Annotated in this window: 23 protein-coding genes; 4 read left to right on the top strand and 19 right to left on the bottom strand. The window is 67.6% G+C overall.

Annotated elements, in window-relative coordinates:
- Positions 1-53: 53 nt before the first annotated feature.
- The gene (locus HCT51_RS10130; protein WP_166873513.1) at positions 54-290 is read left to right on the top strand and encodes a hypothetical protein; all 237 of its coding nucleotides are present in this window, start codon (positions 54-56) and stop codon (positions 288-290) included.
- Positions 291-314: 24 nt separating this feature from the next.
- Here HCT51_RS10130 and HCT51_RS10135 read toward each other — a convergent pair whose 3' ends face one another.
- The 13 genes from HCT51_RS10135 to HCT51_RS10195 form a co-directional block, all read right to left on the bottom strand.
- On the bottom strand, positions 315-500 hold the full coding sequence (locus HCT51_RS10135) for a PspC domain-containing protein (protein WP_166873516.1): 186 nt from the start codon (positions 498-500) through the stop codon (positions 315-317).
- Between the two features lie 286 nt (positions 501-786).
- Positions 787-2,100 (bottom strand): MFS transporter, encoded by a 1,314-nt coding sequence (locus HCT51_RS10140; protein ID WP_166874569.1) that lies wholly within the window; start codon positions 2,098-2,100, stop codon positions 787-789.
- Between the two features lie 67 nt (positions 2,101-2,167).
- Positions 2,168-2,617, bottom strand: a complete 450-nt coding sequence (locus HCT51_RS10145; RefSeq protein ID WP_191413567.1) for a VOC family protein — start codon at positions 2,615-2,617, stop codon at positions 2,168-2,170.
- Positions 2,618-2,706: 89 nt separating this feature from the next.
- Complete coding sequence (locus HCT51_RS10150) at positions 2,707-3,048, bottom strand: hypothetical protein (protein WP_224760438.1); 342 nt, start codon at positions 3,046-3,048, stop codon at positions 2,707-2,709.
- Between the two features lie 41 nt (positions 3,049-3,089).
- Positions 3,090-3,263 carry a hypothetical protein gene (locus HCT51_RS10155; protein ID WP_166873519.1) on the bottom strand — a complete coding sequence of 58 codons (174 nt, stop codon included), beginning with the start codon at positions 3,261-3,263 and terminating at the stop codon, positions 3,090-3,092.
- 55 nt (positions 3,264-3,318) lie between these two features.
- Positions 3,319-4,833, bottom strand: coding sequence for an Asp-tRNA(Asn)/Glu-tRNA(Gln) amidotransferase subunit GatB (gene gatB, locus HCT51_RS10160; protein WP_166873522.1), 1,515 nt, complete (start codon positions 4,831-4,833; stop codon positions 3,319-3,321).
- A complete protein-coding gene (gene gatA, locus HCT51_RS10165; protein ID WP_166873526.1) occupies positions 4,833-6,377 on the bottom strand; it encodes an Asp-tRNA(Asn)/Glu-tRNA(Gln) amidotransferase subunit GatA in 1,545 nt (514 codons plus the stop codon). Before gatA ends, gatB begins: the two co-directional genes overlap by 1 nt.
- The gene (gene gatC, locus HCT51_RS10170) at positions 6,377-6,676 is read right to left on the bottom strand and encodes an Asp-tRNA(Asn)/Glu-tRNA(Gln) amidotransferase subunit GatC (protein WP_166873529.1); all 300 of its coding nucleotides are present in this window, start codon (positions 6,674-6,676) and stop codon (positions 6,377-6,379) included. The genes gatA and gatC overlap by 1 nt, the downstream gene beginning before the upstream one ends.
- An 87-nt stretch (positions 6,677-6,763) precedes the next feature.
- Complete coding sequence (locus HCT51_RS10175) at positions 6,764-7,204, bottom strand: hypothetical protein (RefSeq protein WP_166873532.1); 441 nt, start codon at positions 7,202-7,204, stop codon at positions 6,764-6,766.
- A gap of 46 nt (positions 7,205-7,250) precedes the next feature.
- Positions 7,251-8,549, bottom strand: coding sequence for an alpha/beta hydrolase (locus HCT51_RS10180; RefSeq protein ID WP_166873535.1), 1,299 nt, complete (start codon positions 8,547-8,549; stop codon positions 7,251-7,253).
- Positions 8,550-8,715: 166 nt separating this feature from the next.
- Positions 8,716-11,022, bottom strand: coding sequence for an NAD-dependent DNA ligase LigA (ligA, locus tag HCT51_RS10185; protein ID WP_370626814.1), 2,307 nt, complete (start codon positions 11,020-11,022; stop codon positions 8,716-8,718).
- Between the two features lie 73 nt (positions 11,023-11,095).
- Complete coding sequence (gene mnmA, locus HCT51_RS10190; protein ID WP_224760439.1) at positions 11,096-12,298, bottom strand: tRNA 2-thiouridine(34) synthase MnmA; 1,203 nt, start codon at positions 12,296-12,298, stop codon at positions 11,096-11,098.
- A 35-nt stretch (positions 12,299-12,333) separates the two neighbouring features.
- Positions 12,334-13,506: a cysteine desulfurase family protein gene (locus tag HCT51_RS10195; RefSeq protein ID WP_166873537.1), complete on the bottom strand. Its 1,173-nt coding sequence runs from the start codon at positions 13,504-13,506 to the stop codon at positions 12,334-12,336.
- A 47-nt stretch (positions 13,507-13,553) separates the two neighbouring features.
- On the opposite strand from HCT51_RS10195, the gene glgX reads away from it, so the two are divergent.
- Both glgX and ybaK read left to right on the top strand, forming a co-directional pair.
- Positions 13,554-15,599, top strand: coding sequence for a glycogen debranching protein GlgX (glgX, locus tag HCT51_RS10200; RefSeq protein ID WP_166873541.1), 2,046 nt, complete (start codon positions 13,554-13,556; stop codon positions 15,597-15,599).
- The gene (gene ybaK / locus HCT51_RS10205) at positions 15,599-16,066 is read left to right on the top strand and encodes a Cys-tRNA(Pro) deacylase (protein WP_166873544.1); all 468 of its coding nucleotides are present in this window, start codon (positions 15,599-15,601) and stop codon (positions 16,064-16,066) included. Before glgX ends, ybaK begins: the two co-directional genes overlap by 1 nt.
- A gap of 20 nt (positions 16,067-16,086) precedes the next feature.
- Here the strand turns inward: ybaK and glgP are convergent, their stop codons facing one another.
- On the bottom strand, positions 16,087-18,642 hold the full coding sequence (glgP, locus tag HCT51_RS10210) for an alpha-glucan family phosphorylase (protein WP_166873547.1): 2,556 nt from the start codon (positions 18,640-18,642) through the stop codon (positions 16,087-16,089).
- A 173-nt stretch (positions 18,643-18,815) separates the two neighbouring features.
- On the opposite strand from glgP, the gene HCT51_RS10215 reads away from it, so the two are divergent.
- A complete protein-coding gene (locus HCT51_RS10215) occupies positions 18,816-20,162 on the top strand; it encodes an HNH endonuclease signature motif containing protein (protein ID WP_166873549.1) in 1,347 nt (448 codons plus the stop codon).
- Between the two features lie 9 nt (positions 20,163-20,171).
- Here the strand turns inward: HCT51_RS10215 and HCT51_RS10220 are convergent, their stop codons facing one another.
- From HCT51_RS10220 to HCT51_RS10240, 5 genes are all read right to left on the bottom strand, one after another.
- Positions 20,172-20,813, bottom strand: coding sequence for a signal peptidase I (locus tag HCT51_RS10220; protein WP_166873552.1), 642 nt, complete (start codon positions 20,811-20,813; stop codon positions 20,172-20,174).
- On the bottom strand, positions 20,810-21,760 hold the full coding sequence (locus HCT51_RS10225; RefSeq protein ID WP_166873555.1) for a hypothetical protein: 951 nt from the start codon (positions 21,758-21,760) through the stop codon (positions 20,810-20,812). Before HCT51_RS10225 ends, HCT51_RS10220 begins: the two co-directional genes overlap by 4 nt.
- A complete protein-coding gene (locus HCT51_RS10230) occupies positions 21,748-22,683 on the bottom strand; it encodes a hypothetical protein (RefSeq protein WP_166873559.1) in 936 nt (311 codons plus the stop codon). The genes HCT51_RS10225 and HCT51_RS10230 overlap by 13 nt, the downstream gene beginning before the upstream one ends.
- Before the next feature lie 7 nt (positions 22,684-22,690).
- Complete coding sequence (locus tag HCT51_RS10235) at positions 22,691-23,245, bottom strand: TasA family protein (protein WP_166873562.1); 555 nt, start codon at positions 23,243-23,245, stop codon at positions 22,691-22,693.
- Between the two features lie 87 nt (positions 23,246-23,332).
- Positions 23,333-23,857 (bottom strand): alternate-type signal peptide domain-containing protein, encoded by a 525-nt coding sequence (locus tag HCT51_RS10240; RefSeq protein ID WP_166873565.1) that lies wholly within the window; start codon positions 23,855-23,857, stop codon positions 23,333-23,335.
- Positions 23,858-24,276 lie beyond the last annotated feature (419 nt).

Raw genomic sequence — 24,276 nt, forward strand, 5'->3', positions numbered from 1 at the left:
AGCAGGCATCGACGCTCTCGACGCCACGGGTGAGCCGGCGTAGCCTCGGGTGCATGACGAACGACCGCAGCTCAGACGCCGAGCAGACCAGGCGTGACACGTCGTACAGCCCCGCCAGCGACCGCGAAACCGCGTCACGGCAGGACAATCCGGATTCTAGCGCCGCGCTACGCGACGAGGACATCGACTCTGATGATGTGAACGTACTGCCCGGAACCGGCGGTCCGGACGATACTGGCGATGTCGACGTCGACGAGGACGACCTGAACCTGCCGCACAATCCGAGCTAGCAGGTACCTAGTCAGTGCCGCTTCTCAGCCCCGTTTCTCGCCCGGAATGACGATCCACAGAATGACGTAGAGCACCACCTGCGGGCCCGGCAAAATAAGGCTCAGCAGTGTGAGGATGCGCACCACCGTGGGGTTCCAGCCGAACCGGTTGGCAACCGCGACGCACACTCCTGCGATCACCCTGCCGCGCTTGGGTCTGATGAGTTCCATGCCTCCACCCTTTCCAAACAAAGAATGAGCGCCACAATCCGGGATGCCCTGATCGTGACGCTCGCGCCCCAGCGTTCTAGGCTTCTGCTTCGGTGCCCTTTGACTGTGACTTGGCCTTCTTCTCCGCTCGCTTTTGCTTGATCGACTTGCTCGCGGCCGTTTTGTGCTCTGATTTCTTGGGCGACTTGTCAGGCATTGCGACTCCCTCAACTGGATTGTCCGATGAGTATGTTGCCGGAAGACTACGCCGCATCGCGGGTGCGTGGGAGGGTCGCGCGGCAAACAGTCAGGATGCGTCCGACCCGGCGCCGGATGCCTCGCCGTCCGCGTCATCCGGTGCAGGATCGAGCGGATTTTGGAGCTCGTCCTTGGTCATCCGGAAGGCCACAATGGCGGCCACGGCGAGCACCATCGGCACCACGCCGGCGATCAGGAACGCCGGCCCCAGACCGATGGCCTCCCCGACGGGACCCGCGACCGCCATCGATACCGGCATCAACGCCGACGAGACGAAGAAGTCCAGGCTGGAGACGCGGCCGAGCATCTCCGGCGGCACCCGCCGTTGCAGCAGGGTGCCCCAGATCACGCTGCCAGCCGAGAAGGTGACGCCCACCAGGAACAGCGCCAGCACCATCGGCCAGAGCTCGGTCGAGTATCCGATGACGGCGAGCGGGACACACCCCAGCCCCCAGAGCAGGTTCATCACCGTCAGGTAGCGGCGCGGCAACCGGACGGAGGCGACGAAGATCGACCCGGCGGCGCCGCCGATTCCGAACGCGGCGAGGGCGAGGGCGAAGCCTCCGGCGCCACCACCGGCCTGATCCTTCACGGCGAACGGCAGCAGCACCTCGATCGGCCCCATAATTACCAGGATCAGCAGGCAGGCGAACACCAGCGTGCCGAGCAGCCAGGGTGTGCGCACCATATACGCGAAGCCCTCTCGCACGTCACCCAGCACCGACACAATCGGGTGTTGTTTGGGCGCGTCGGCGTCGAGGGTGCGGCGGAGCGCCGTGGTCTTCATGAGCGCCAACCCGATCACGGCGAGCAGCTGGGAGGCCGCGACAAAGACGAACGCGGCAGCTGGCGAGAACGCCGCGATCGCGGCACTGGCCAGCGCCGGACCGGCAGCCTGCATGATCACCGGACGCAGCATCCCCTCGACACCATTCGCGGCGAGCAGCATGTCTGCGGGCAGGATCGACGGCAGCAGCGCAGAGTATGCCGGGTAGAAGAACCCGTCCGCGACGCCGAGCACGAACGACACCACCGCCAGGTGCCAGATCTCCAGGCTGCCGGTCAGCCCCAGCGCGGCGGCGATTCCGATTGCCAACACTTTCGTGGATTCCACGGTGACCAGGATGCGCCGCTGCGGGATTCGGTCGGCGGCCACTCCCCCGAACAGCACCGCGGCGACCAGGCCCACCGCCGAACCCGTCGCGACGACCGACAGGTCGATCGGGCCGCCACCGAGCTCAATGACCTGCCACACCACCGCGACCAGCCACATACCGGCGCCCAGCAGCGACAGGGTGAGCGCGGCGGTCAGGATCCGGTATTGGGCCTGGAGAAACGGTCGGGCGGCGCGCGGCAGCTTCATTCGGCGCGTGGGCGCGCCGGTGGTCGGAGGGTCATCCTGCACCGGGGTGGTGTCCTCTCAGCAGCCTTTACTGCGGAGACTGAGCGCGGCGCTCGGCCGCTTCCATCTCGCGCTGGGCGTCGGCCGAGCCGTTGATCAGCCCGATCACGTTGCCGGCGGGATCTTTCAGCCACGCCATCATGGCGACGCCGTTCTCGCTGCGCCAGACCCCCTTGGAGTCGTTCGGCATGTCTGGCAGTTCGTCATCGCCATAGATCTTGGTGGTGACGCCGCTTCCGTTCAGGTCGTCCACGGTCTTGTCGAGGTCGTCGACGGTGAAGTGCATCACGGTGAATGATGCTGGCGCATGGTTCGACTTCTCATAGAGGAAGTACTTGCCGCCGCCCTTCAGGTGCAGATCGACGCCGCCCAGCGGGTTGTCAGTGACATCGATCCCCAAGGTTTCCCCGTAGAACTTCTTCGCGCTGGCGACGTCGTCAATCGAGTATGAACCGGTGACGTCCGAGTAACTGAGCATGATCATGTCTCCTCGACAGCTGTCCAATGTGTATGCTGCCAACGATTACACCGACACCGGGGACTGTCTAGGGGACAGTTCGCCGGCAGTTACTTCTTCAGCGCCTTCACGATTTTCGCGATCGCGGTTCCGGCGGCCGCGATCACGGGGATCGACACCGCGAGGAAGGTGATGGTGTTCGGCTTGAAGTACGGCAAGCCGTCTGGGCCGGTCATGTACACGCCGAGCGGGATGCTCGCGCCGCCACCGCCACCGCCGCTGCCGCCTTCTCGGCCTTCCTCATCGGCCTCGCTACCGCCACCGAACCCGAACCAGACGAGCGAGACCGGAATGGCCTCGACGCCGTCGAGCGTGATCGGCTCGCCATAGTTGATCTTGGTGCCGAGCGCGTTGGGCACGGACTCTGCAAGCTTTTCCACTAGTTTCGCCATGCCTCGACCCTAGCGGTCTGCCCCGCGCAGGTCACCCCTTGTTAGCCGTCGATGCGCTTCAGCACGTGGATCGGGATGGCGACCGCGAGCGAGATCAGAACGATGCCGGCTGAGAAGACGAAGATCTCGTAGCCGGGGAAAACCTCGGCGTAGCCGAACGCCAAGATCCCGGCGAAGAAGATAATGACGGAGACGATTGCGGCGAGGATGTTCATGGATTGAGCCTATCTGGAGTTGCGAATGTAACGGGCTGGCGGCACGCGGGTATGCCTAGGACTGGGCGCGTTCGAGCACGAGCTCCCGCACTCTGGCGGCATCCGCCTGGCCCTTCATCGCCTTCATGACCGCGCCGATGACGGCGCCAGCGGCCTGCACCTTGCCGTCGCGGATCTTCGCGAGAACGTCGGGCTGGCTGGCGAGGGCCTCGTCGATGGCGGCGATCAGGGCACCGTCGTCGGAGACGACCCGCAAGCCACGTGCCTTGACCACCTCTTCCGGTGAGCCTTCGCCGGCGATGACGCCTTCCAGCACCTGGCGGGCCAGCCGGTCGGTGAGGTCGCCGCTTTCGACCAGCGCGATCAGCTCTGATACGTGGTGCGGGGTCACGAGCGATGACGGTTCGACACTCTGCGCATTGGCGATGCGCAGGATCTCCCCCATCCACCACTTGCGGGCCTGCAGTGCGGCGGCGCCGAGCTGCGTGGTCTCAAGCACCTCGGTGAGCAGTCCGGCGTTGACGATGTCCTGAAACTCCTGGTCGGCGAAGCCCCAGTCGGACTTCAGCCGGCGCCGCATCACCACGGGCTGCTCGGGCAGCGCCGCGCGCAGTTCGGCGACGAGCCCCTTGCTGGGGACCACCGGGAGCAGGTCGGGCTCCGGGAAGTAGCGGTAGTCGTCGGCGTCGCTCTTCGGTCGGCCGGGCGAGGTGGTTCCGCTGTCTTCGTGCCAGTGCCGGGTTTCCTGCGTGATGGTGCCGCCCTTGGCGAGGATGTGCGCCTGCCGCTGGATCTCGTAGCGGACGGCGCGCTCGACCGAGCGGAAGGAGTTCACGTTCTTGGTCTCGGTGCGGGTGCCGAGCTTCTCCTGGCCGCGCGGGCGCAGCGAGACGTTCGCGTCGCAGCGCAGGTTGCCGCGCTCCATCCGGGCCTCGCTGATGCCCAGCGAGCGCACCATGTCACGGATGGTCGACACGTATGCGGCGCCGAGGGCGGGGGCGTCGTGCTCGGCGCCGATGATCGGCTTGGTGACGATCTCGACCAGCGGCACGCCGGCGCGATTGTAGTCGACCAGTGAGTAGTCCGCGCCCTGGATGCGACCGGTGGAGCCTCCGACGTGCGTGAGCTTGCCGGCATCCTCTTCCATGTGCGCACGCTCGATCGGCACCTGGAAGATGCGGCCGTCGGCGAGTTCCACCTCGACCGACCCCTCGAAGGCGATCGGCTGGTCGTACTGGCTGATCTGGTAGTTCTTCGGGGTGTCGGGGTAGAAGTAGTTCTTGCGCGCGAAGCTCGACGATGGCGCGATCTGGCAGTTGAGGGCAAGCCCCAGCGAGATGCTGTAGCGCACCGCCTGCTCGTTCACCACCGGCAGCGAGCCGGGAAGCCCCAGGCACACCGGGGTGATCGCGGTGTTCGGGTCACCGATCGGGGTGTCCGCCGCGGCGGGGTTCGGGGCATCCGAGAACATCTTGGTCTTGGTCGACAATTCGACGTGCACCTCGAAGCCGAGCACCGGCTCGAACAGTTCGAGGGCCTTGTCGAAGTCCATCAGGTCAGCCTTCGCCATTACAGGGCACCCTCCGTTGCTGCAAACATTTCACCGAACGACAGGTCGGGAGCCTGGCTGATCAGGGTGTGGCCCCACTTGCGCTCGAGCAGCTGCTCGAGGGCGGCGCCGACCGTGTACAGACGCGCGTCGGCCTTCTGCGGCGCCATGAACTGGATGCCGACCGGCAGGCCATCCTCCGGCGCGAGGCCGATCGGCAGGCTGATGCCGGGCACCCCTGCGAGGTTCGCCGGGATCGTGGTGAGGTCGTTCAGGTACATCGCCAGCGGGTCATCGATGCGCTCGCCCAGCCTGAACGCCGTGGTCGGGGCGCTCGGCGACACCAGCACGTCGACCTGCGCGAACGCGGCGTCGAAGTCGCGCTGGATCAGGGTGCGCACCTTCTGGGCGCTGCCGTAGTAGGCGTCGTAGTACCCGGCGCTGAGCGCGTAGGTGCCGAGGATGACGCGGCGCTTGACCTCGGCGCCGAAGCCAGCCTCACGGGTGGCTCCCATGACCTGCTCGACGGTTCCGCCGCCGGGGATGCTGGCCCGCAGGCCGAACCGCACGGAGTCGAACTTGGCGAGGTTGCTGGAGGCCTCGGCGGGCAGGATCAGGTAGTAGGCGGCGATCGAGTACTCGAAGTGCGGGGCGCTGACCTCGACGATCTCGGCGCCGGCATCGGAGAGCACGTCGAGCGCCTCACGGAAGCGCTGCAGCACGCCGGACTGGAATCCCTCGCCCTCAGCGATCTGCTTCACCACACCGACCTTGAGGCCCTTGAGCGCGTGACTGGTCTGGCCGTGACGGGCGGCGGCCGCGAAGCTCGGCCAGGCGTCGGTGAGCGACGTGCTGTCGCGCGGGTCGTGCCCGCCGATGACGTCGTGCAGCAGCGCGGAGTCGAGCACCGTGCGCGACACCGGGCCGACCTGGTCGAGCGAGGATGCCAGCGCAATGGCGCCATACCGCGACACACCGCCGTAGGTGGGCTTCATGCCGACCGAACCGGTGACCGCGGCCGGCTGGCGGATGCTGCCGCCGGTGTCGGAGCCGAGTGCGAGGGGTGCCTCGAAGGCCGCGACCGCGGCGGCGGAACCGCCACCGGAACCGCCGGGGATCCGGTCGAGATCCCAGGGGTTGTGGGTGGGTCCGTAGGCGGAGTGCTCGGTTGACGAGCCCATCGCGAACTCGTCCATGTTGGTCTTGCCGAGTGGCACCAGGCCGGCCTCACGCAGCCGGGTCACCACGGTGGCATCGTACGGCGGCACCCAGCCCTCGAGGATGCGGGAGCCTGCGGTGGTGGGCATGTCGATCGTGCAGAGCACGTCCTTGATCGCCACCGGCACACCGGCCAGCTCGGGAAGGGTCTCGCCTGCCCGACGCCGGGCGTCGATCGCGGCTGCGGTATCGAGTGCCCGCGCGTTCAGGTGCAAGAACGCGTTCACGTCACCGTCGACGGCGGCGATGCGCTCCAGGTGCACCCGGGTGGCCTCGACCGAGGTGGTCTCGCCCGACGCGAGCTTGGCTGCCAGGTCGGCGGCGGAGATTCTGGTGAGATCGGTCATTACTGTTCCTCCCCCAAAATCGCCGACACCTTGAAGCGGCTGCCGTCGTGCTCGGGGGCACCCGCGAGCGCCTGCTCTGCGGTGAGCGTCTGGCCGACGACATCCGGTCGGAACACGTTCTGCAGCGGAACCGGGTGACTCGTTGCCGGCACCTCGGGAGTGGCGACCTCAGTCACCTTCTCGACCGCGTGCACGATCTCGCCCAGTTCGGCGGTGAGTTTGGTGATCTCCTCAGTAGTGAGGTCGATCCGGGCGAGGTTCGCAAGATGCGCCACCTGCTCGGCGGTAATTTCAGACATTCCACTCCGTGCGTCGTGAGCTGGGGGGTACCGAGCAAGTCTACCGAGTGAGTCGGCGCTGCTTCTTCGCCGGGCGCGCAGCGGCCGCTAGTGCGGGCGGCACTCGCTTTCGCCTTGCAGGGTCATCCCGTTGTCGGAAACCCGGAAGATGAAGGTCTCATCGTGCTCCCCGACGGCCTGCAGCTCGGTCGCCTCGCCCACTTCGGCGCTCTCGACGGCGTAGCCGAGCCCGCCCCAGTACTCCTCGACGAGCGTCAGCAACTGCGCCGTCGTGGTCGGCACGGTGCCGATCCGCAGGGCAGGGTAGCGGTCCCCCTCGACCCACAGCGGCATGCTGCATCCGCGTGGCGTCGGGTCGTCGCGCACTTCCCACTCGCCACCGACCAGCTGCTGCGTATCGTCGAGCACCTGCCGGAAGTCGTCACCGGCCTCCTCGGCGCTGCGCCCGGATCCCGCGTCGACGGCACAGCCGGTCAGGCTGAGCGCCGCCAGCGCCAGCAGCGCCCCGGCCAATGTTCGTGCTTTCATGAACTGTCCATCCGCACCAGAAGTGCGGTCAGGCTACCACGCGGCTTTAGCGCGCCAGCGCAAGCGTGCGGGCCTGATCGCGCGCCGTACCGTCGGTGACGAGGGCACCCTGGTCGATCGCGATCAGCGCGAGATTGCGCAGCGACTCCGTGCCGAGGGCGAAGTACTCGTTGTGGCCGGAGGATGGCTCGAGTTTCTTGTTGGTGATGACATCCTTGCTGCCCGACACGCTCATCGCCTTCGCCCCGTATGACGCGGCTCCCGGGTCGCTGCCGAAGAACGACGTGTTGGTGATCGGGTCCCAGCCGGCTTCACCGACGAACACGTTCCCGCCGCGCACGTGCAGCTCGTCGACGGACTGCGCCGGGCTGCCAGGTGAGCCGATCAGCGCGAGCGCATCGACGGTGAAGTCCTTCTCGGTCAACGCCATCAGCGCGGCGGTAGACCCGTAGGAATGGGCGAGGATCGACACAAACGGCTGGTCAGCGGACCGGGTGGCGTGCAGCCCCTCGATCGTGCCGGTCAGCGCGTCACGGCCCTGGTAGGCCAGGTCGAGCGACCCGACGTTGAGCAGGTGCGGCGTCTGGTAGCCGATCCAGGCGACCGTCGCCACGGTCGCGTCGGCGATCGAGGCATCCGCCTCGCTCAGCAGCTGCTGCCAGCTGACCTGTTCCTCGTAGAGCCGGGCGGCGGTGTCGGTCCACTCACCGATCTGCGCCTGCACCCCGAAGAACATGCCGGGCACGAGGTAGCTGACGTAGTCGGCCTCGTCGAGGTCGCCGAGGGCGATCGCCGCGGTCGGCTCGCCGCTGACGCTCAACGACACCAGTTCACGGCCGGGCTTCGCGTCCCCTTCACCGAGCGCCTCTTCGATCTCGGTGAGCGCCGCGAGGCGCGTCTGCACCGCGGTGGACTCGCTGCGGCCGATACCGACGTCAAGCTGGGTCTTCAGTCCGTCGATGGTCTGGCCGAGGAACGTGCGGTTGGCGACGTTGCGGAACGAGTACGGGATGCCGTTCAGATTGCCGACCAGCTCGGGGGCAGCCGTGGAGAGCGCCAGCTGCGATGTGGTGGGCAGCGCGTCCCACCAGCCGGTGACCAGGCGCGGCGCCGGCGGGTTGCTGATCAGTTTCGTGAGCGCGCCCGCGTTCTGAGCGGTGTACGCCGGGATCTCCCCGTGCGGTAGGCCGACGAGGCCGCCGAGCAGACCCGCGCCGGTCGGCTGCGTCGTCGACGCCAGATCGGAGCGGCGCAGCAGCGCGAGCGGGTCGTTCACCCTGTCGACGGTCTGGGCGACCACGTATGGTGGCCGGTTTTCGTGCGCGGATGAAACCTCGGTGGGCAAACCCATCACCACCGAGGCAGAAACCAACGCTGCAATCCCCAACAGCATTCGGGTGTCGTCCCCTCAATCGCGTGGTTCTCCCCATTCCCCTGAAACGAGGGTGACACGCGATCACGATTGTAGAGGAATGATCGACCGGATTACAGAAGATTTACTTGATCGACGTCTACTGCTCATCCAAGGCCGACGGGCCCTCGGCGATCAGCCGCGCGAACTGGGCGGCATCGATGATGCGCACCCCCAATTGCTCGGCCTTGGTCAGCTTCGAGCCGGCGCCGGGCCCGGCGGCGACGAAGTCGGTCTTCTTGCTCACGCTGGAGGCCGACTTGCCGCCCGCGGCGATGATCGCCTCCTGCGCGCCCTCCCGGGTAAACCCGTCAAGCGACCCGGTGGCGACAACGGTGAGTCCGGCGAGCGGCCCGTCGGCGCCGTCCGCGTTCCCGGGACCCGGATGCCCGGAAGTGGCGAACTGCACGCCCGCGGCAGCCCACCGGTCGACGATGTCGCGGTGCCAGTCCACCTCGAACCAGTCCAGCAGGGAGTCGGCGATGATGCCGCCGACACCGTCCACCTCGGCCAGTTCGTCTCGGCTGGCGCCGCGAATCGTGACGAGCGAGCCGAAGTGGTTGGCGAGGGCCCGTGCAGCCACCGGCCCGACGTGCCGGATGTTGAGGCTCACCAGGATGCGCCAGAGCGGCTTGGTCTTGGCCTTCTCCAGCTCGTCGAGCAGCTTCAGGGCGGCGGAGGAGGGTTGCAGGCCGGTGAGGCCCTGCTTCTTCTCGGCGGCCGACGGGTTGCGGCGGAAGGGCGAGCGGCGCCTGGCGGTGCCGTCCTCGTCGAGCTTGGGCAGGCCCGTCTCGGCATCCCGCACCACCACCTCGATCGGAAGCAGGTCGGCCAGGGTCAGCTCGAACAGTCGCGCCTCGGTGTCCAGCGGCGGGTCGACGGGCACGTCGGGCTGGGTGAGCGCCGCCGCGGAGACCTCGCCGAGGGCCTCGATGTCGAGGGCGCCGCGGCTGCCGATGTGCTCGACCCTGCCGCGCACCTGCGCCGGGCAGCTGCGCGCGTTCGGGCAGCGCAGGTCGATGTCGCCCTCCTTCATCGGCCGGAGTGCGGTGCCGCATTCCGGGCAGGCGGTAGGCATCACGAACTCGCGTTCGCTGCCGTCGCGTAACTCCACGACCGGTCCGAGGACTTCGGGGATCACGTCGCCGGCCTTGCGGAGCACCACGGTGTCGCCAATGAGCACCCCCTTGGCCTTGACCACGTCCTGGTTGTGCAGGGTGGCCTGCCGCACCTCGGAGCCGGCGACCCGCACCTTCTCCATCACCGCGAACGGGGTGGCCCGGCCGGTGCGTCCGACGCTCACCACGATGTCAAGCAGCTTGGTGTTGACCTGTTCCGGCGGGTACTTGTACGCGATCGCCCAACGCGGGGCGCGGCTGGTGGCGCCCAGCTCGTCATGCAACGCGAGCTCGTCGACCTTGATCACGATGCCGTCGATCTCGTGCTCAACGCTCGTGCGGTGGTCCCCGAAATACTCGATGAACGCGGCGGCGTCCTTCGCCGAGTCGGTCACCCGGTAGTGCGTGCTGGTGGGCAGCCCCCAGCCGCTGAGCAACTCGTATACCGCCGATTGGCTGTCCACCGGCGGCCCGTTCTCATCAACACCGTGCCAGGCGCCGACGCCGTGCACCAGCATCCGCAGCCGGCTCAGCCGGTTCTGCATCAGCCGTAGCTGGGCGGGGTTCTTGCCCTCGGCCTTTTGCCGCAGGCTGCCGGATGCCGCGTTCCGCGGGTTCGCGAACACCCGCTCCCCCGCGGCCGCCTGCTCGGCGTTCAGCTCGCGAAATGCCTCCACCGGGAAGAACACCTCACCGCGCACTTCGACGAGCGGCGGATGCCCGGATCCTGCCAGTTGCTTCGGGATGCCGCTGAGCAGCGCCACGTTCTCGGTGACGTCTTCGCCGGTAACGCCGTCACCGCGGGTGGCTGCGGTGACCAGCCGCCCGTTCTCGTAGCGCAGGCTGATCGCCAGCCCGTCGATCTTCAGCTCGCACAGGTAGTCCACCTTGCGGCTGGAGTCGCGCTCGACCTTCGCGGCCCACTCGAGGAACTCGTCAACGCTGAACACGTTGTCGAGACTGAGCATCCGCTCGGCGTGCTCGACGGGGTCGAATAGGGTTTGCGCGCGACCGCCGACCGTCTGAGTGGGGCTGTCTTGGCCCTGCAGTTCGGGGAACAGGTGCTCGAGCTGCTCGAGCCGGCGCATCAGCTCGTCGTATTCGGCGTCGGAGACCAGCTCTTCATCGCGCTGGTAGTAGGCGTCGCGCAGTTCGAGGATGCGGGTGGTGAGCAGCTCAGCCTCGGCGTGCGCCGCCTCGAGCTCGCTCAGGGTGTACTGCCCGTCCCAATCGGCGCTGGTCGGCTGTGCCGTTGTCGATGCGGGTGTCTCTGCCGTTGTCTCTGCCACTAGGTCAGTTTACGGAGCGCAACCGACACGGCTACGGGTACCCGCGGCGGCGGCGCGTGCGAGCGGGGTGAGGTCAGCTGACGGCGACCGCGGACACCGTGCGGTCGATCGTGCACTGGCCGAGCACCCGGGTGCCGACGTAGACGACGGCGGTCTGGCCTGGGGCGACCCCGTTCAGCGGCTGGTTCGGGGTGATCACCAGCTCGTAGTCCGCGTTGGTTTCCTGGCTGCGGGATGCCGAGATCGCACCGGCACCGTCGGGGTAGTCCGCCGGGTTCACCGGCGACAGTCGCGCGGTCGCCGGAACCGGGTCGGCATGGGCGCGGATCTGCACTTCGCAGTCGAACGAGCGCATGCCCGCGACATCCGCTTCGGTGATTTCGGAGGCGACAGGGTCAAGGCCCGCCCAGCTGAACTTGCGGCCGGCGATCTCGGCGATGTCGAGCGCTTCCTTCGGGCCGACGACCACTTCGTTGGTCTTCGGGCGCACCTCGAGCACGAACCGGGGCTTGCCATCGGATGTCGGGAAGCCCACGTTCAGGCCCTTGCGCTGGCCGACTGTGAACGCGTGCGCGCCCTCGTGGGTGCCGATCTGGTCGCCGGTGCGGTCGAGGATGGCACCCTGTTCCGCGCCGACCTTGTCGGCGAGCCAGCCGCGGGTGTCGCCGTCCGGAATGAAGCAGATGTCGTGACTGTCCGGCTTGTTCGCCACGCTGAAGCCGCGGGCGGCCGCCTCGGCTCGCACCTCGGCCTTGGACGGGGTGGCGCCGAGCGGGAACATGCTGTGCGCCAGCTGCTCACTGTTGAGCACGCCGAGCACGTAGGACTGGTCCTTCGCCCAGGCGGCGGCGCGGTGCAGCTCGCGGTTGCCGTGCTCGTCGGTGATCAGGCTGGCGTAGTGGCCGGTGGCCACCGCGTCGAAGCCGAGGGCGACGGCCTTCTCGAGCAGGGCCGCGAACTTGATGCGCTCGTTGCAGCGCATGCACGGGTTCGGGGTGCGGCCGGCGGAGTATTCAGCGATGAAGTCGTCGACGACGTCGAGCTTGAAGCGTTCGGAGAAGTCCCAGACGTAGTACGGGATGCCGATGATGTTCGCGGCGCGCTGGGCGTCCATCGAGTCTTCGATCGTGCAGCAGCCGCGGCTTCCGGTGCGGAGGGTGCCCGGCATCCGACTGAGCGCCAGGTGCACGCCGACCACGTCATGGCCGGCGTCGACGGCGCGCGCCGCGGCCACGGCGGAGTCGACTCCGCCACTCATCGCTGCCAAAACTTTCACCGGGTAAGTCTAACGACCGCTGGCTGGAACTCGGCTTAGCGGCCGAGCTGCCCTAACACCGGCGTGCGCTCCGACAGCCCGGCCCGCTCTGCCTGCGCCACCGCGGCGGGCAGTGCGGCGACGAACGCGTCGACCTCCTGCTCGGTGGTCTCCGGCCCAAGGGTGATCCGCAGCGCACCGCGGGCATCCGCTTCGGGGAGCCCCATGGCCATCAGCACATGTGAGGCTTCCGCCACTCCCGCCGTGCAGGCCGACCCGGTGGACACCGAGAACCCCTGCATGTCGAGCAGGAACAACAGCGAGTCGCCTTCACAGCCGGGGAAGGTGAAGTGGGCATTGCCCGGCAGTCGGTGCTCGGGATCGCCACGCAGGATCGCGGAGGGCACGGCGTCACGCACCCCGGCGATCAGCCGGTCGCGCAACACGCGCAGCGGGGCGGGATCCGGCAGCGTCGAGGCGGCCACGCCGAACGCGACAGCACCCGCGGCATCCTGCGTACCCGACCTGGCCCGCTGCTGACTCCCGCCATGCAACAGCGGCTCAACGACGGCGCCGCGGGAGACCAGCAGCGCTCCCGACCCGACCGGGCCGCCGATCTTGTGCGCCGAGACACTGAGCGCGGCGATGCCGCTGGCCGAGAAACCGATCGGCAGATACCCGTATGCGGCGACCGCGTCGACGTGCACGGGAACCCCGTACGCTGCGGCGAGCGCCACGACCTCGTCGATCGGCTGGATGGTGCCGACCTCGTTGTTCGCCCAGAGCAACGTGACCAGCGCGACATCCTGATCCAGGGCGGCCTCAAGCGCCGCCAGGGAGATCCGGCCGACCTCGTCGACCGGGATCCAGGTGAGCTCCGCGTCCTCGAACTTCTCCAGCCACTCGACGCTGTCGATGGTGGCGTGGTGCTCGGCGCGGGCGACCAGGATCCGCCGCCTCGACGGCATCGCGGCGCGCCGGGCCCAGTACAGGCCCTTGATGCCGAGATTCACCGCCTCGGTGCCACCGGAGGTGAAGACCACCTCGACCGACTCGGCGCCGAGGGAGGCGGCAACCTGCTCGCGGGCCTCCTCCAGCATCCGCTTCGCGTTCTGCCCCTGGCTGTGGATCGAGGCGGGGTTACCGACCACGTGCAGCGCCTGGGTGTAGGCGTCGAGCACCTCCGGCCGCATCGGGGAGGTGGCGGCGTGGTCCAGATAGATAGGCATGAGAGGGGTGTCCAGAGGTCAAACGAGCAGTTACTACTCTAGATCTCATGATTCAAGCCGATCCTCTGCGCTGGCTGGGCGTTCGGCATACTGCGCGAGGCGGTGAGCTGCGGGTCTGGAGTGCCAACGCCACCGGCATGCTCCTCTGCCTGTTCGACAGCAAGGACCCGGACTGGGTCACCAGGGTGCGGCCGATGACCAGGGACGCGCACGGGGTGTGGTCGGTGCAGTCACGGTCGCTGGTTCCCGGCGCCCGGTATTCGATCCGGGTGAGCGGGCCGGACGGTCTGACGCACGCCTTCGACGGCGGCCGCGACTTACTTGACCCATACGCCAGGGGGCTGCTGCGCACGCCGACCGGCCAGTGGCGCAGCTATGTGCAGGATGACGCGTTCGACTGGGGTGGCGCGCAGAAGCCGCGCATCCCCCTCGACCACACGGTGATCTACGAGGCCCACGTGAAGGGCCTGACCAAGCTCAACCCTGCTCTGCCGGAAGAGCTCCGCGGGACATACGCCGGTCTTGCCCACCCGGCCACTATCGGTTACCTGAAGGACCTCGGTGTCACCACGGTGCAGCTGCTTCCGGTGCACCAGTTCACCAGCGAGCAGCGGCTCATCAAGCAGGGCCTCACCAACTACTGGGGCTACAACACGCAGAACTTCTTCACCCCGCATACCGCGTACGCCACGGCGGCGGCACAGTTCGGCGGCACCGGCGCGGTGCTGCGCGAATTCAAGAGCATGGTGCGACTGCTGCACGAGGCGGGGCTCGAGGTGGTGCTGGATGTCGTGTACAACCACACCAACGAAGAGGGCAGGCTCGGCCCGACCTCCAGCTTCCGCGGCATCGACAACGCCAGCTACTACCGACAGGACGACACCGGGGCGTACATCGACACCACCGGATGCGGCAACAGCCTCAACTTCTCTCTGCCGGCAGCGCAGCGCCTCGTGCTGGACTCGCTCCGCTACTGGGCGGACGACGTGCAGATCGACGGCTTCCGGTTCGATCTGGCCGCCACGCTCGGCCGTGATGAGACGAACGAGTTCAATCCGCGACATCCGCTGCTCATCGACATCCTCGACGACCCGACCCTCGCCGACAGCAAACTGATTGTCGAGCCCTGGGATGTGGGCCTCGGCGGCTGGCAGTCCGGGCGATTCCCGCGCGGCTATCTGGAGTGGAACGACGGGTATCGCGACCGGATGCGCACCTTCTGGCTGACCGACGTGCACGCCGCCCGCCAATACGGGGCGGCGCGCGAGGGCATCGGGTCATTCACCCGGCGCCTGGCCGGTTCGGCGCACGTGTTCTCGCACGATCGCGGTCCGCTCGCCGGGGTCAATTTCATCACCGCGCATGACGGCTTCACCGCCGCCGACCTGGTGGCGTACAACCAGAAGCACAACCTCGGCAACGGCGAGGCCAATCGGGACGGCACGAGTGACAACAAGTCGTTCAATCACGGGATGGAGGGGCCGACGACGGATGCCGCGATCATCACCGTTCGGCAGAAGGCCATCCGCAACCTGCTCGGCACGCTGCTGCTGAGCGCGGGGGTGCCGATGATCACCGCAGGCGACGAGTTCGGCCGGTCACAGCGCGGCAACAACAACGCGTACTGTCACGACGATGAGCTCACCTGGCTGCGCTGGGACCGCGACCCGTGGCAGCAGCAGCTGATTCAGGTCACCCGTCGGCTGCTGCAACTCCGACACGAGAATCCGGCGCTGCGGCCCGTGCGGTTCGCCCGGTCGGGCGAGCATGTGCCGAGCGCCAGTCGCATGGACTGGTTCAACAAGGACGGGCTGTCGATGCAGGAAGCCCACTGGGACTCCCCCGCCGAGCGCACCGTGCAGTACTTCGCCGCATCGACCCCCGAGGTGGAGGAGTACAACCGCATCCTGCTCGTGGTGCACGGGCTGGAGCAGTCGGTGACGGTGACCCTGCCGGAGCCGGAGGGGGTGTCGGGGTTCACCCTGCTGTGGGATTCCGCGCGGGATGACCTCGAGGGGACGCTCCTCCACCATGGGCCGGGCAGTGAGCTCAGCCTCGCCGGCACCTCGATGCAGCTGCTGGTGGCGCACTGATGTCGACACCCGCCACCGTGGCGCTTACCGCCGCGGGCATCCCATTCACCTCGCGGGCGTACGACCATGACCCGGCGGTGACGAACTTCGGGCTGGAGGCGGCCACCGCGCTGGGGGTTGATCCCGACCGGGTGTTCAAAACCCTGCTGGCCGAGATCGACGGGCGCCTGGTGGTGGGCATCGTGCCGGTGACCGGCAAGCTGGATCTGAAGGCGCTCGCCGCGGCGGTCGGCGGCAAGAAGGCGGCGATGGCTGACCCCGCCACGGCGGAACGCAAGACCGGCTACGTGGTCGGTGGGATCAGCCCGATCGGGCAGAAGTCCCGGCTGCAGACGGTTCTGGATGAGACCGCCGAGCTGTACGACACGGTGCTGGTGAGCGGCGGCCGCAGAGGCTTCGACATCGAGTTGGCGCCCGGCGACCTGATGCGGGTGACGGGCGCGGTGGTGGCCGATATCGCGCGCTGAGAAGCTCAGGCTGTGCTGTCTCAGCCGGCGACCGCGATCAGCCCCATCTCCGCCGCGGTGTCGAGCTGCGGATGCCCCGGCACCACCCGCACGTTGTATCCGAAGCTGCCGGCCCGCGAGAGGGCGATGGTGCCGCCGAAGATCGTCGGCTGGCCGGGTGTCTCGGCGACCAGCTCGAGGCGTTGCCTGCGGGTGTTCGTCAGCCGTTCCTCGTCGCGGGTCTGGCCGTACAGCACCTCCACCGTGACATCCTCGGGCGCCAGGGCACCGAGGTTCACGAAGGCGCGCACCTGCAGCTCGTCGCCGACCTGCGGGACGGTGTCGACTCCCCCGGATTCCACATGGGTCACCGCGACATCCGGCCATGCCATCCGCACTCGCGCCTTCCACTCTGCCAGCGCGCGCGCCGGCTGGAAGTCGTCGGCCTTCATCGACCGCACCGACGCCGTCGCTGGCAGGTACAGGTTCATCACGTACTCCCGCACCATGCGGTCGGCCGAGAGCATCGGCGACAGGGTGCTGAGGGTGTGCCGGATCGCGGTAACCCAGCGCTTCGGCACTCCCGACGTGTCGCGGTCGTAGAAGCGGGGGGCGATCTGGTTCTCGATGAGGTCGTACATGCTCGCCGCCTCGAGGGCGTCGCGTTCCGCGGCATCCCCGGCCGAATCGGCGCTCGGAATCGCCCAGCCGTTTCGCTCGTCGTAGAACTCGTTCCACCAGCCGTCGAGGATCGACAGGTTGAGCGACCCGTTCAGTGCCGCCTTCATGCCGGACGTGCCGCAAGCCTCGAGCGGGCGCAGCGGGTTGTTCAGCCAGACGTCGGTGCCCGGGTACAGCAGTTGCGCCATGGCGATGTCGTAGTTCGGCAGGAACACGATGCGGTCGCGGACCTCCGGCGCCGAGGCGAATTCGACGAGCTGCTGGATCAGGCGCTTGCCCTCGTCATCGGCCGGATGCGACTTGCCAGCGATCACCAGCTGGATGGGCCGCTCCGGGTGCAGCAGCAGCGAGCGCAGCCGGTCCTGGTCGTGCAGCATGAGGGTGAGGCGCTTGTAGGTGGGCACTCGTCGCGCGAAGCCGATCGTCAGCACGGTGGGGTCGAGCAGGTCGTCCACCCAGCTGGGCACCGCGATGCCCGGATTCTCCTCGCGCCAGGCCGCTGCCCTGCGCCGGCGCGCCTCGGTCACCAGCTGTGCCCGCATGAAGCCGCGTACGGTCCAAATGTCGGCGTCGCTGATGGCGGGCGACTGCCAGTCGCAGGCGGTGGTGTCGTCGGTGCCGAGCTTGGATTCCGCCAGGCCGAGCAGCAGCGGGTCGGTCCAGGTGGGCGCGTGCACGCCGTTCGTGATCGACCCGATGGGCACGTCATCCTGATCGAACCCGGGCCAGAGCGCGCCGAACATGCCGCGGGAGACCTGCCCGTGCAACTGCGAGACGCCGTTGGCCCGCTGCGCCAGCCGCATGCCCATCACGGCCATGTTGAACGTGTGATCCACGCCGCCCTCGTAGTCTTCGGCACCAAGCGCGAGTACCTGCGCGACATCCACTCCTGGCAGCAGGTCAGAGGTGAGGTACCGAGCGATCAGCCCGGCGTCGAACCGGTCGATGCCGGCCGCGACCGGGGTGTGCGTGGTGAACACCGTGCCCGCCCGCACCACCTGGATCGCCTCGTCGAAGGTCAGGCCACGGCCGATCAGGTCGCTGATGCGCTCCAGGCCGAGGAAGCCGGCATGGCCCTCGTTGGTGTGGAACACCTCCGGCTCCGCATGGCCGGTGAGGTCGGTGAACCGGCGAATCGCCCGCACGCCGCCGATGCCGAGCAGCAGCTCCTGCAGCAGTCGGTGCTCACTGCCGCCGCCGTACAGCCGGTCGGTGACGCCGCGCAGGTCCGCATCATTGGCCAGGATGTCGGTATCGAGCAGCAACAGTCGGATGCGGCCGACGGCAACCTGCCAGACGCGCGCATACAGGGCCCGGCCGTCGGGCAGCGCCAGGGCGACCTGCACCGGGGAGCCATCCGGATGCCGCAGCACGGTGAGCGGAAGGCCGTCCGGGTCGAGGGTCGGGTAGCTCTCCTGCTGCCAGCCGTCACGCGACAGCGACTGCCGGAAGTAGCCGTTGCGGTAGAACAGGCCAACGCCGAGGATCGGCACTCCGAGGTCGGACGCGCTCTTCAGATGGTCGCCGGCCAGGATGCCGAGGCCACCGGAGTACTGCGGCAGCGCCGCCGCGATGCCGAACTCCGGCGAGAAGTAGGCGATCGACTGCGGGGCGCCCTCGAGCTGCTGATACCAGCGGGGCTCCTCGATGTAGCGGTGTAGCTCATCTCGGAGCACGTTCGCTCGGTCGACGAAGTGGTCGTCGGCGGCGAGTTGGTCGAGTCTGGCCGGGTCGATTGCGCCGAGCAGCCGCACCGGGTCGTGCTCGACGCTCTCCCACAGTTCGGGCGAGATCGCCGAGAACAGCTGCCGGGTGTGTTCGTGCCACGACCAGCGCAGGTTGGTGGACAGCTCTGCGAGCGCGGACAGCCGCTCGGGAAGAACGGTTCGGACAGTAAATCGACGGATCGCCTTCACGGGCCCACTCTATGGGAGGGAGGTTTCGGGGCTGTTGATGATGTGTGAGTATGCGAATGTCGGTTGCTTGCGTTCCTCTCCTCCACAACCGTTCGGCTCGACCATTATCCACAGCAAAACTCCCGTCTGATCAGCACAAAGGTAATGTCGGTGGTGGGACATACTGTGGTGTCATGACCGAAACAGCGGACCTTCTGCAGCAGGCGACATCCCTGCTGTCCGATGCCGTTCGCCTGCCGGTCTCGCCGCTCAGCGACGACGACCTGATGCACGTGACGATGCTCGCCGAGCAGGCGGGTCGATTCACCGACGCGCTCAGGACGATCGCGGCGGCCGAGGTCACCGAGCGATCCAGGTTCGAACTGGGCGACACCGGGCTCGCGCGGCGGCTCGGCCACGCGTATCCGCGGCATCTACTTGAGCAAGTCACCCGCGCCTCCGGCGTGCAGATCCAGGAGCGGGTTCGTCTGGGCGCCAAGCTTGCGCCACGCGTGTCGGCAGACGGGCAACCGATGCCGCCGCTCTACCCTGCTGTCAGCGCGGCGGTGATCGCGGGTGAGGTTGGAGTAGCCGCCGCCGCAAAGATCACGGCGACCCTCGACCAGGCCGCCGAGCGGTGCGCTCCCGGAGACGTGGCCACGGCGGAACAGCACCTGGTGACCGAGGCCACCGTGTGGTCGGCCGATGCGGTGGCCGGGCAGGCGCGGTTGTGGCGTGATGCGCTGGATCCGGACGGTGCCGCCCCTCGCGAAGACACCGCCGTGCACAAGCGGTCGCTCACCATCAGCCGCGAGGTCGACGGCCTGGCGACCATGGTGGCAAAGCTGCCGGCCGCGATGCTCGCGGAGATTCGCGCCATCTTCTCCGTCTATGCCTCCCCGAAGATCACGCCACGTTTCTTGAACCCCGACGAGGCAGACGCTTCCGACCCGGCTACCGACCCGCGGACGGCTGCGCAGCGCAATGCCGACATCCTGCTGGGGCTGTTGCGTGTCGGCGCGGCGGCCGACCCGAATCGCCCGCGCTCGCGTCCGGTGGTGGTGGCCACGGTCACCCTGCAAGAGCTGGCCGACGGCGTCGGGGTCGGCTATCTCGACGACGTCGACGAACCGGTCAGCGCCGCGACAATCGATCAACTTGTCTGCACCGGCGATCTGCGGCTGATGGTGCTGGGTAAGCAGGGCGAGGCGTTGTGGCTGAGCAAGCCGACCCGACTGTTCACCGATCGACAAAAGCTTGCCCTCGCCGTGCGCGACGGCGGCTGCGTCAACTGCGGCGCACCACCATCGTGGACAGACGCGCACCATGTCACCGAGCACCGCAACCACGGGCCCACCGACATCGACAACGGGGTGCTGCTCTGTCCACCGTGTCATCGGCTCCTGCACAAGGGCGCATTCGACCTGAAGATGGTCGATGGGGTGCCGTACCTCCGAGCAGCCGCCTACATCGATCCCGATCGCACCTGGCGACGCGTCGGTGGGGCGCGAGTGAATCTGCGGAAGGGCCTGTCGGCCTGAGCTGGCTGGCTAGTCGCCGGCCCGCCGTTTCTTCAGAGCTCCAGCCACCGCTGAGGCCATCATGTAGCCGGCGTACAGGAACAGGGCGCCAGCAATGGTCGGGATGATCCACGACCGGTTCTCGCCGTTGACCGCCTGATTGACGTAACCAATCCACGGAACGCTGTACCAGACCTTGCCCCGCACCTGCTCGGAAACCACCGGCTCCGCATCTGGGGCACCGTTGTTGTCGCCCTGCGTGGTGAAAGTCTTGCTGCCATCGGATGACGACGAGATCGAGATCACCCGGTGGGTGACGACTGCGGGCTTACCGGACTCGATCTGATAGGTGATGGCATCGCCGATTCGAATGTCGCCGGTCTCGACCGGGCGCACCACGATCAGGGTGCCAGGCGGGAGGGTCGGCTCCATCGAACTGGTGAGCACGGTCAGCGGCACCGACCCGGTGGCGGCCGGCACCACGATGACGGCTGCGGCGAGCGCCAGCACGAGCATGAACAGTCCGCCGCTCAGGCCGAGTCCGAGGTAGTACAGGATTCCGTGGGGCTTCTGCTTCGCTGGCGCGACGCTGGCGGAGGCCACGCCACTCGGGGGCGCGGGCGTCGCGGCATCCGGTGTGTCGGTGACGGTCACGGTCAGTTGATTCGTCATGCGGCCTCCCCCGTCACGGCTTGCTCGTCATCCTGTCGGCGGCGACGCCAGGCGAGCAGCCAGAACCCCGCCACCCCGGCAGAGAAGCCGCCGATGAGCATGAAGATGAGCAGCAGGTTGACGTCGCCGGTGTAGAGGTTGACGAACGCCTGGAGCGGCATCGACGATGCTGGCAACTGCTCGTCCGGCGCGGCCGTGTCGGCATCGGTGGTGGTGTGGGTGCCGGTGGCGGTGGCGCCGTTGAACGCGCTGACGATGGCACTGTCAGGCGAACTGCTGAGCGGGCTGCCGGTGGTGGTGCCGGTGGAACCCGCGGGCGGCACCGTTGCAGCCGGTCTCGCTCCATCCGGCATCGCTGGAGCCGGATTCGGCGCTGGCGCCTCCGGCTGACCGATGACCGGAAGCTCGGTGCCATCCGGGCCGCAGTCAGTGGCGGCGAATGCCGGATACGCCGGGTCGACGAGCGCGACGCGGATGCTCATCGACGCGGTCGCGCCCTGGCCCGCGGTTCCGGTCAGGTCGCCGAGGGCGAGTTGGGTGTGGAGGCGACGAGCCTCGCCCGGCTGGAGGATCGGGCCCTCGAGCAGTACCGCGCACGGGTTTGCTGCGCTCAGTGCCACGACTGGCCTGGCTCCCCCGGCTGTGAGCGTCGTGCTCACCGTGAGCGCGTCGGCGAAGACTGGGTCGGTGGTGACCACGTCGATGAGCGAGAGGCGCAGGACGCCTGGCGCAGCGAAGGTGTTGCGAACCCACAGGTCCTCGCCGATGACACTGCCCGGAATGAGCGGGTCGGTGAGCTGGAAGAGCGCGCCCGGGAGAGTGGCGCTGTAGGTAACGCCGTCGCTGGAGACTTCGATGCCGCTAGCGGCATGCGCTGGCGCACTCAGCGCGAGAGAGCTGCCCAGTGCGACCCCCAGAGTCAACACCGTTAAGGTCAGCGGACGCACGAGAGACCCTTGTTGCCGTCCGGCGCGATGGTGAACTTATCGGTGGCTATCGCCGTGGTGCCCGCGTACACCGTGATCACGTACGTACCTGCCGGTGCGCCGCTATTGTCCAGCTGTTGCTTGGTCAACTCGATCGGGGAGGTAACGGTGGGGAGCTCGATCATCGTGGAGATGCTCGGCGTCGGTCCAGTGACCTTGACGGAGTAGCTCGTGAACCCACTCAGGTGAGGCCACGCCAGATCCAGTCGTTGTCCGTTGTTGTGCGTGGTGCACACGGTGAGTTGTGGTGGTGTCGGTTGCGGGTCACCAGCATGTGCGGTCCCCGCACTCTGCGTCACGCCGATTGTCGGCGCCGTTGCGGTCCACCCGGTGCCGGTAGCCGTCAATGACGCCGCGAACGACACCGGCGCCGATTGCCCCCAGTACTGCAGGGCGGTGAAACTGTCGAGTGCGGTCTGCACACACCAGACTGTCGACTCGTCGGGCCCGATGGGTGTCGTCAAGGTTGGCAGCGACGCCCACGTGGTGCCGGTGAGCCCGTCGGGCAGAACAGCGCAGTTTCCTTGCCACACCTTCACCGAGACGGCGCTCGCGAGGCCACCCTGCGCGGAGGGGGTGAGGGAAGCGATTCCGGGTACCGATCCGGTGTTGCGCACGGTGATCGAGCCGGTGATGGTGGTGGTACCGCTGTATCCGGCCGGGTAAACCGTGTCTAGAGCCGTCACCTGCTGCGTGACACCCACTCGTGCGGCAGCCGCTGTGGACGACGTGCTGGTCGTCGCCGTCCACAGTGCCCAGGCCGCTCCGGGGCCAGCGAGCACGAGGAATGCGGCGAGCGCGACAGCAATCGCCTTGCGGGAGACGCGACGGCCCTGCGGCACGTCGGCGCCAGGTGGGGCGCTTCGTGCTCGAGATCGGAACATGGTCGGCCTACTTCTGGGTCGCCGTCAGGGTGATACCGAAGGCAGCCGTCTGGCCTTGGACGTCGATGGGCGCGCCGGCATTCAGCAGCACCTCTGCGCACAGAACCCTCGCGCTGTTCGCGGGCAGATCGGCGGCCACAACAGTGGAGAACCCGGTGAGCGGAGCCGTCACACCCCCGGCGAGGCCGGGATGACAGGCTGCACTCGTAGCGACTGGGGTGAGCCGGAGGGTCATGTGCGACGCGATCAACGGGGCCGGCGCAGTGACTGCGACAGACGCGGCCAGCGAAGCAGCAACGGTGCCAGTGCTGGTTACCGAGAACGCTTGCGCCGCCGACTGGCCAGGCAGAAGGTTGGACCACGCCGACGCATTGAGGGTCGGGGTATCGACAGTCAGCGTCATCGACCCGGAAGTAATTGTTCCGGGGCTGACCGTCTCGACGTCGTTCCACAGGGCGTAGGTTCCGCCGACGGGAATCAGCGCGACGACGACCCCGGTTGCCGCTGCGGCGAGCAGCAGCGTGCGAGTCTTCGGCCGTGAGGGTACGCGAATGCCCAGCATGGTGGTCTTCCAATCGTTCGGGTCGATGGAAAGTGGTGGTGCTGGTGTGCCCGCCCGGGTAGAGGCGGGCACACCCGTGGATACGAGCTAGACCTGCGAAACAGTGAAGGTCAGTGCACCGAGGTCCAGAACCTCGCTCGTGCTACCCGAGCCCGTCGTGTTCGGATCGAAGGTGACGGTGATCACCACGCTCACCACGGTGGATCCCTTCGACACCGGAATGGTGTTGCCCTGGACATACGGGGCGCCGCCGACGGTCATGACGGTGACCGGTGTCACTCCAGCGATGCCGTTGGTCAGACCCGCGAGGTTGCTCTCCAGTTCAGCTTCGAGGTTGTCTCCCGTCGCGGTGATGTTGAAGCTCGCGGCATACTGGAGAACGTCGCCTGGCACAGTGCGGAAGTTCGAAATCGTGGCGACGGCGACTGGTGTCGCCGCGTCAGTCACGTCGGTCCACGCGCCGACCGGCGTTGACAGGCTCAGTTCTCCGGATGTAATCGTTCCGGCGGCGACGGTGGCGTTGTCGTTCCACGTCGCAAACGTGCCTGCGCCACCGAGAAGAAGGGCAATTCCGGCAGCGCCGGCGATGGATCCCTTGACGAGCTTGTTCATTTTGGTGAGTCCTCTCACGACATCATGACGATGTCGGGTCATCGTGGACCCGCTCACGGCGCGCGATGTCACTCCCTTGCACGCGCCGGGCAGCGCGATGCAGGGGTCATGACGAAGTCCTGATCTCGCCTGCGGGCCGGGTAGCGGCAGGCGAGATCAGGGCTCTTCAGCTTCGGGTGATTCGGGTTGTAACTTGCACAGGTGGCGGGTAGGCGGTCACCTGGGCTGGGGTTAGCGGGTAGCTGGGTAAATCTTGTGTTCCCCCACATCCAGAAGAATATTCGTCAGCATGATGGAGGACAAGCGATGTACCCCGTTTTACGAACCCCCAGAGCAGGGGGTACGGCATGAGTCCGCACTATGGAGGACATACAGAACGGGCTGTCTAGCCCCGACGATGTGCTTGCATTCACCCGGCG

This window comes from Salinibacterium sp. ZJ450, assembly GCF_011751885.2.
GTDB lineage: Bacteria > Actinomycetota > Actinomycetes > Actinomycetales > Microbacteriaceae > Ruicaihuangia.

Excerpts from the sequence above, each read along its gene's own strand:
- HCT51_RS10130 (WP_166873513.1), top strand. The coding sequence starts at position 54 with ATGACGAACGACCGCAGCTCAGACGCCGAGCAGACCAGGCGTGACACG.
- HCT51_RS10135 (WP_166873516.1), bottom strand. The coding sequence starts at position 500 with ATGGAACTCATCAGACCCAAGCGCGGCAGGGTGATCGCAGGAGTGTGC.
- HCT51_RS10140 (WP_166874569.1), bottom strand. The coding sequence starts at position 2,100 with ATGAAGCTGCCGCGCGCCGCCCGACCGTTTCTCCAGGCCCAATACCGG.
- HCT51_RS10145 (WP_191413567.1), bottom strand. The coding sequence starts at position 2,617 with ATGCTCAGTTACTCGGACGTCACCGGTTCATACTCGATTGACGACGTC.
- HCT51_RS10150 (WP_224760438.1), bottom strand. The coding sequence starts at position 3,048 with ATGGCGAAACTAGTGGAAAAGCTTGCAGAGTCCGTGCCCAACGCGCTC.
- HCT51_RS10155 (WP_166873519.1), bottom strand. The coding sequence starts at position 3,263 with ATGAACATCCTCGCCGCAATCGTCTCCGTCATTATCTTCTTCGCCGGG.
- gatB (WP_166873522.1), bottom strand. The coding sequence starts at position 4,833 with ATGGCGAAGGCTGACCTGATGGACTTCGACAAGGCCCTCGAACTGTTC.
- gatA (WP_166873526.1), bottom strand. The coding sequence starts at position 6,377 with ATGACCGATCTCACCAGAATCTCCGCCGCCGACCTGGCAGCCAAGCTC.
- gatC (WP_166873529.1), bottom strand. The coding sequence starts at position 6,676 with ATGTCTGAAATTACCGCCGAGCAGGTGGCGCATCTTGCGAACCTCGCC.
- HCT51_RS10175 (WP_166873532.1), bottom strand. The coding sequence starts at position 7,204 with ATGAAAGCACGAACATTGGCCGGGGCGCTGCTGGCGCTGGCGGCGCTC.
- HCT51_RS10195 (WP_166873537.1), bottom strand. The coding sequence starts at position 13,506 with ATGCCTATCTATCTGGACCACGCCGCCACCTCCCCGATGCGGCCGGAG.
- glgX (WP_166873541.1), top strand. The coding sequence starts at position 13,554 with ATGATTCAAGCCGATCCTCTGCGCTGGCTGGGCGTTCGGCATACTGCG.
- ybaK (WP_166873544.1), top strand. The coding sequence starts at position 15,599 with ATGTCGACACCCGCCACCGTGGCGCTTACCGCCGCGGGCATCCCATTC.
- HCT51_RS10215 (WP_166873549.1), top strand. The coding sequence starts at position 18,816 with ATGACCGAAACAGCGGACCTTCTGCAGCAGGCGACATCCCTGCTGTCC.
- HCT51_RS10220 (WP_166873552.1), bottom strand. The coding sequence starts at position 20,813 with ATGACGAATCAACTGACCGTGACCGTCACCGACACACCGGATGCCGCG.
- HCT51_RS10230 (WP_166873559.1), bottom strand. The coding sequence starts at position 22,683 with ATGTTCCGATCTCGAGCACGAAGCGCCCCACCTGGCGCCGACGTGCCG.
- HCT51_RS10235 (WP_166873562.1), bottom strand. The coding sequence starts at position 23,245 with ATGCTGGGCATTCGCGTACCCTCACGGCCGAAGACTCGCACGCTGCTG.
- HCT51_RS10240 (WP_166873565.1), bottom strand. The coding sequence starts at position 23,857 with ATGAACAAGCTCGTCAAGGGATCCATCGCCGGCGCTGCCGGAATTGCC.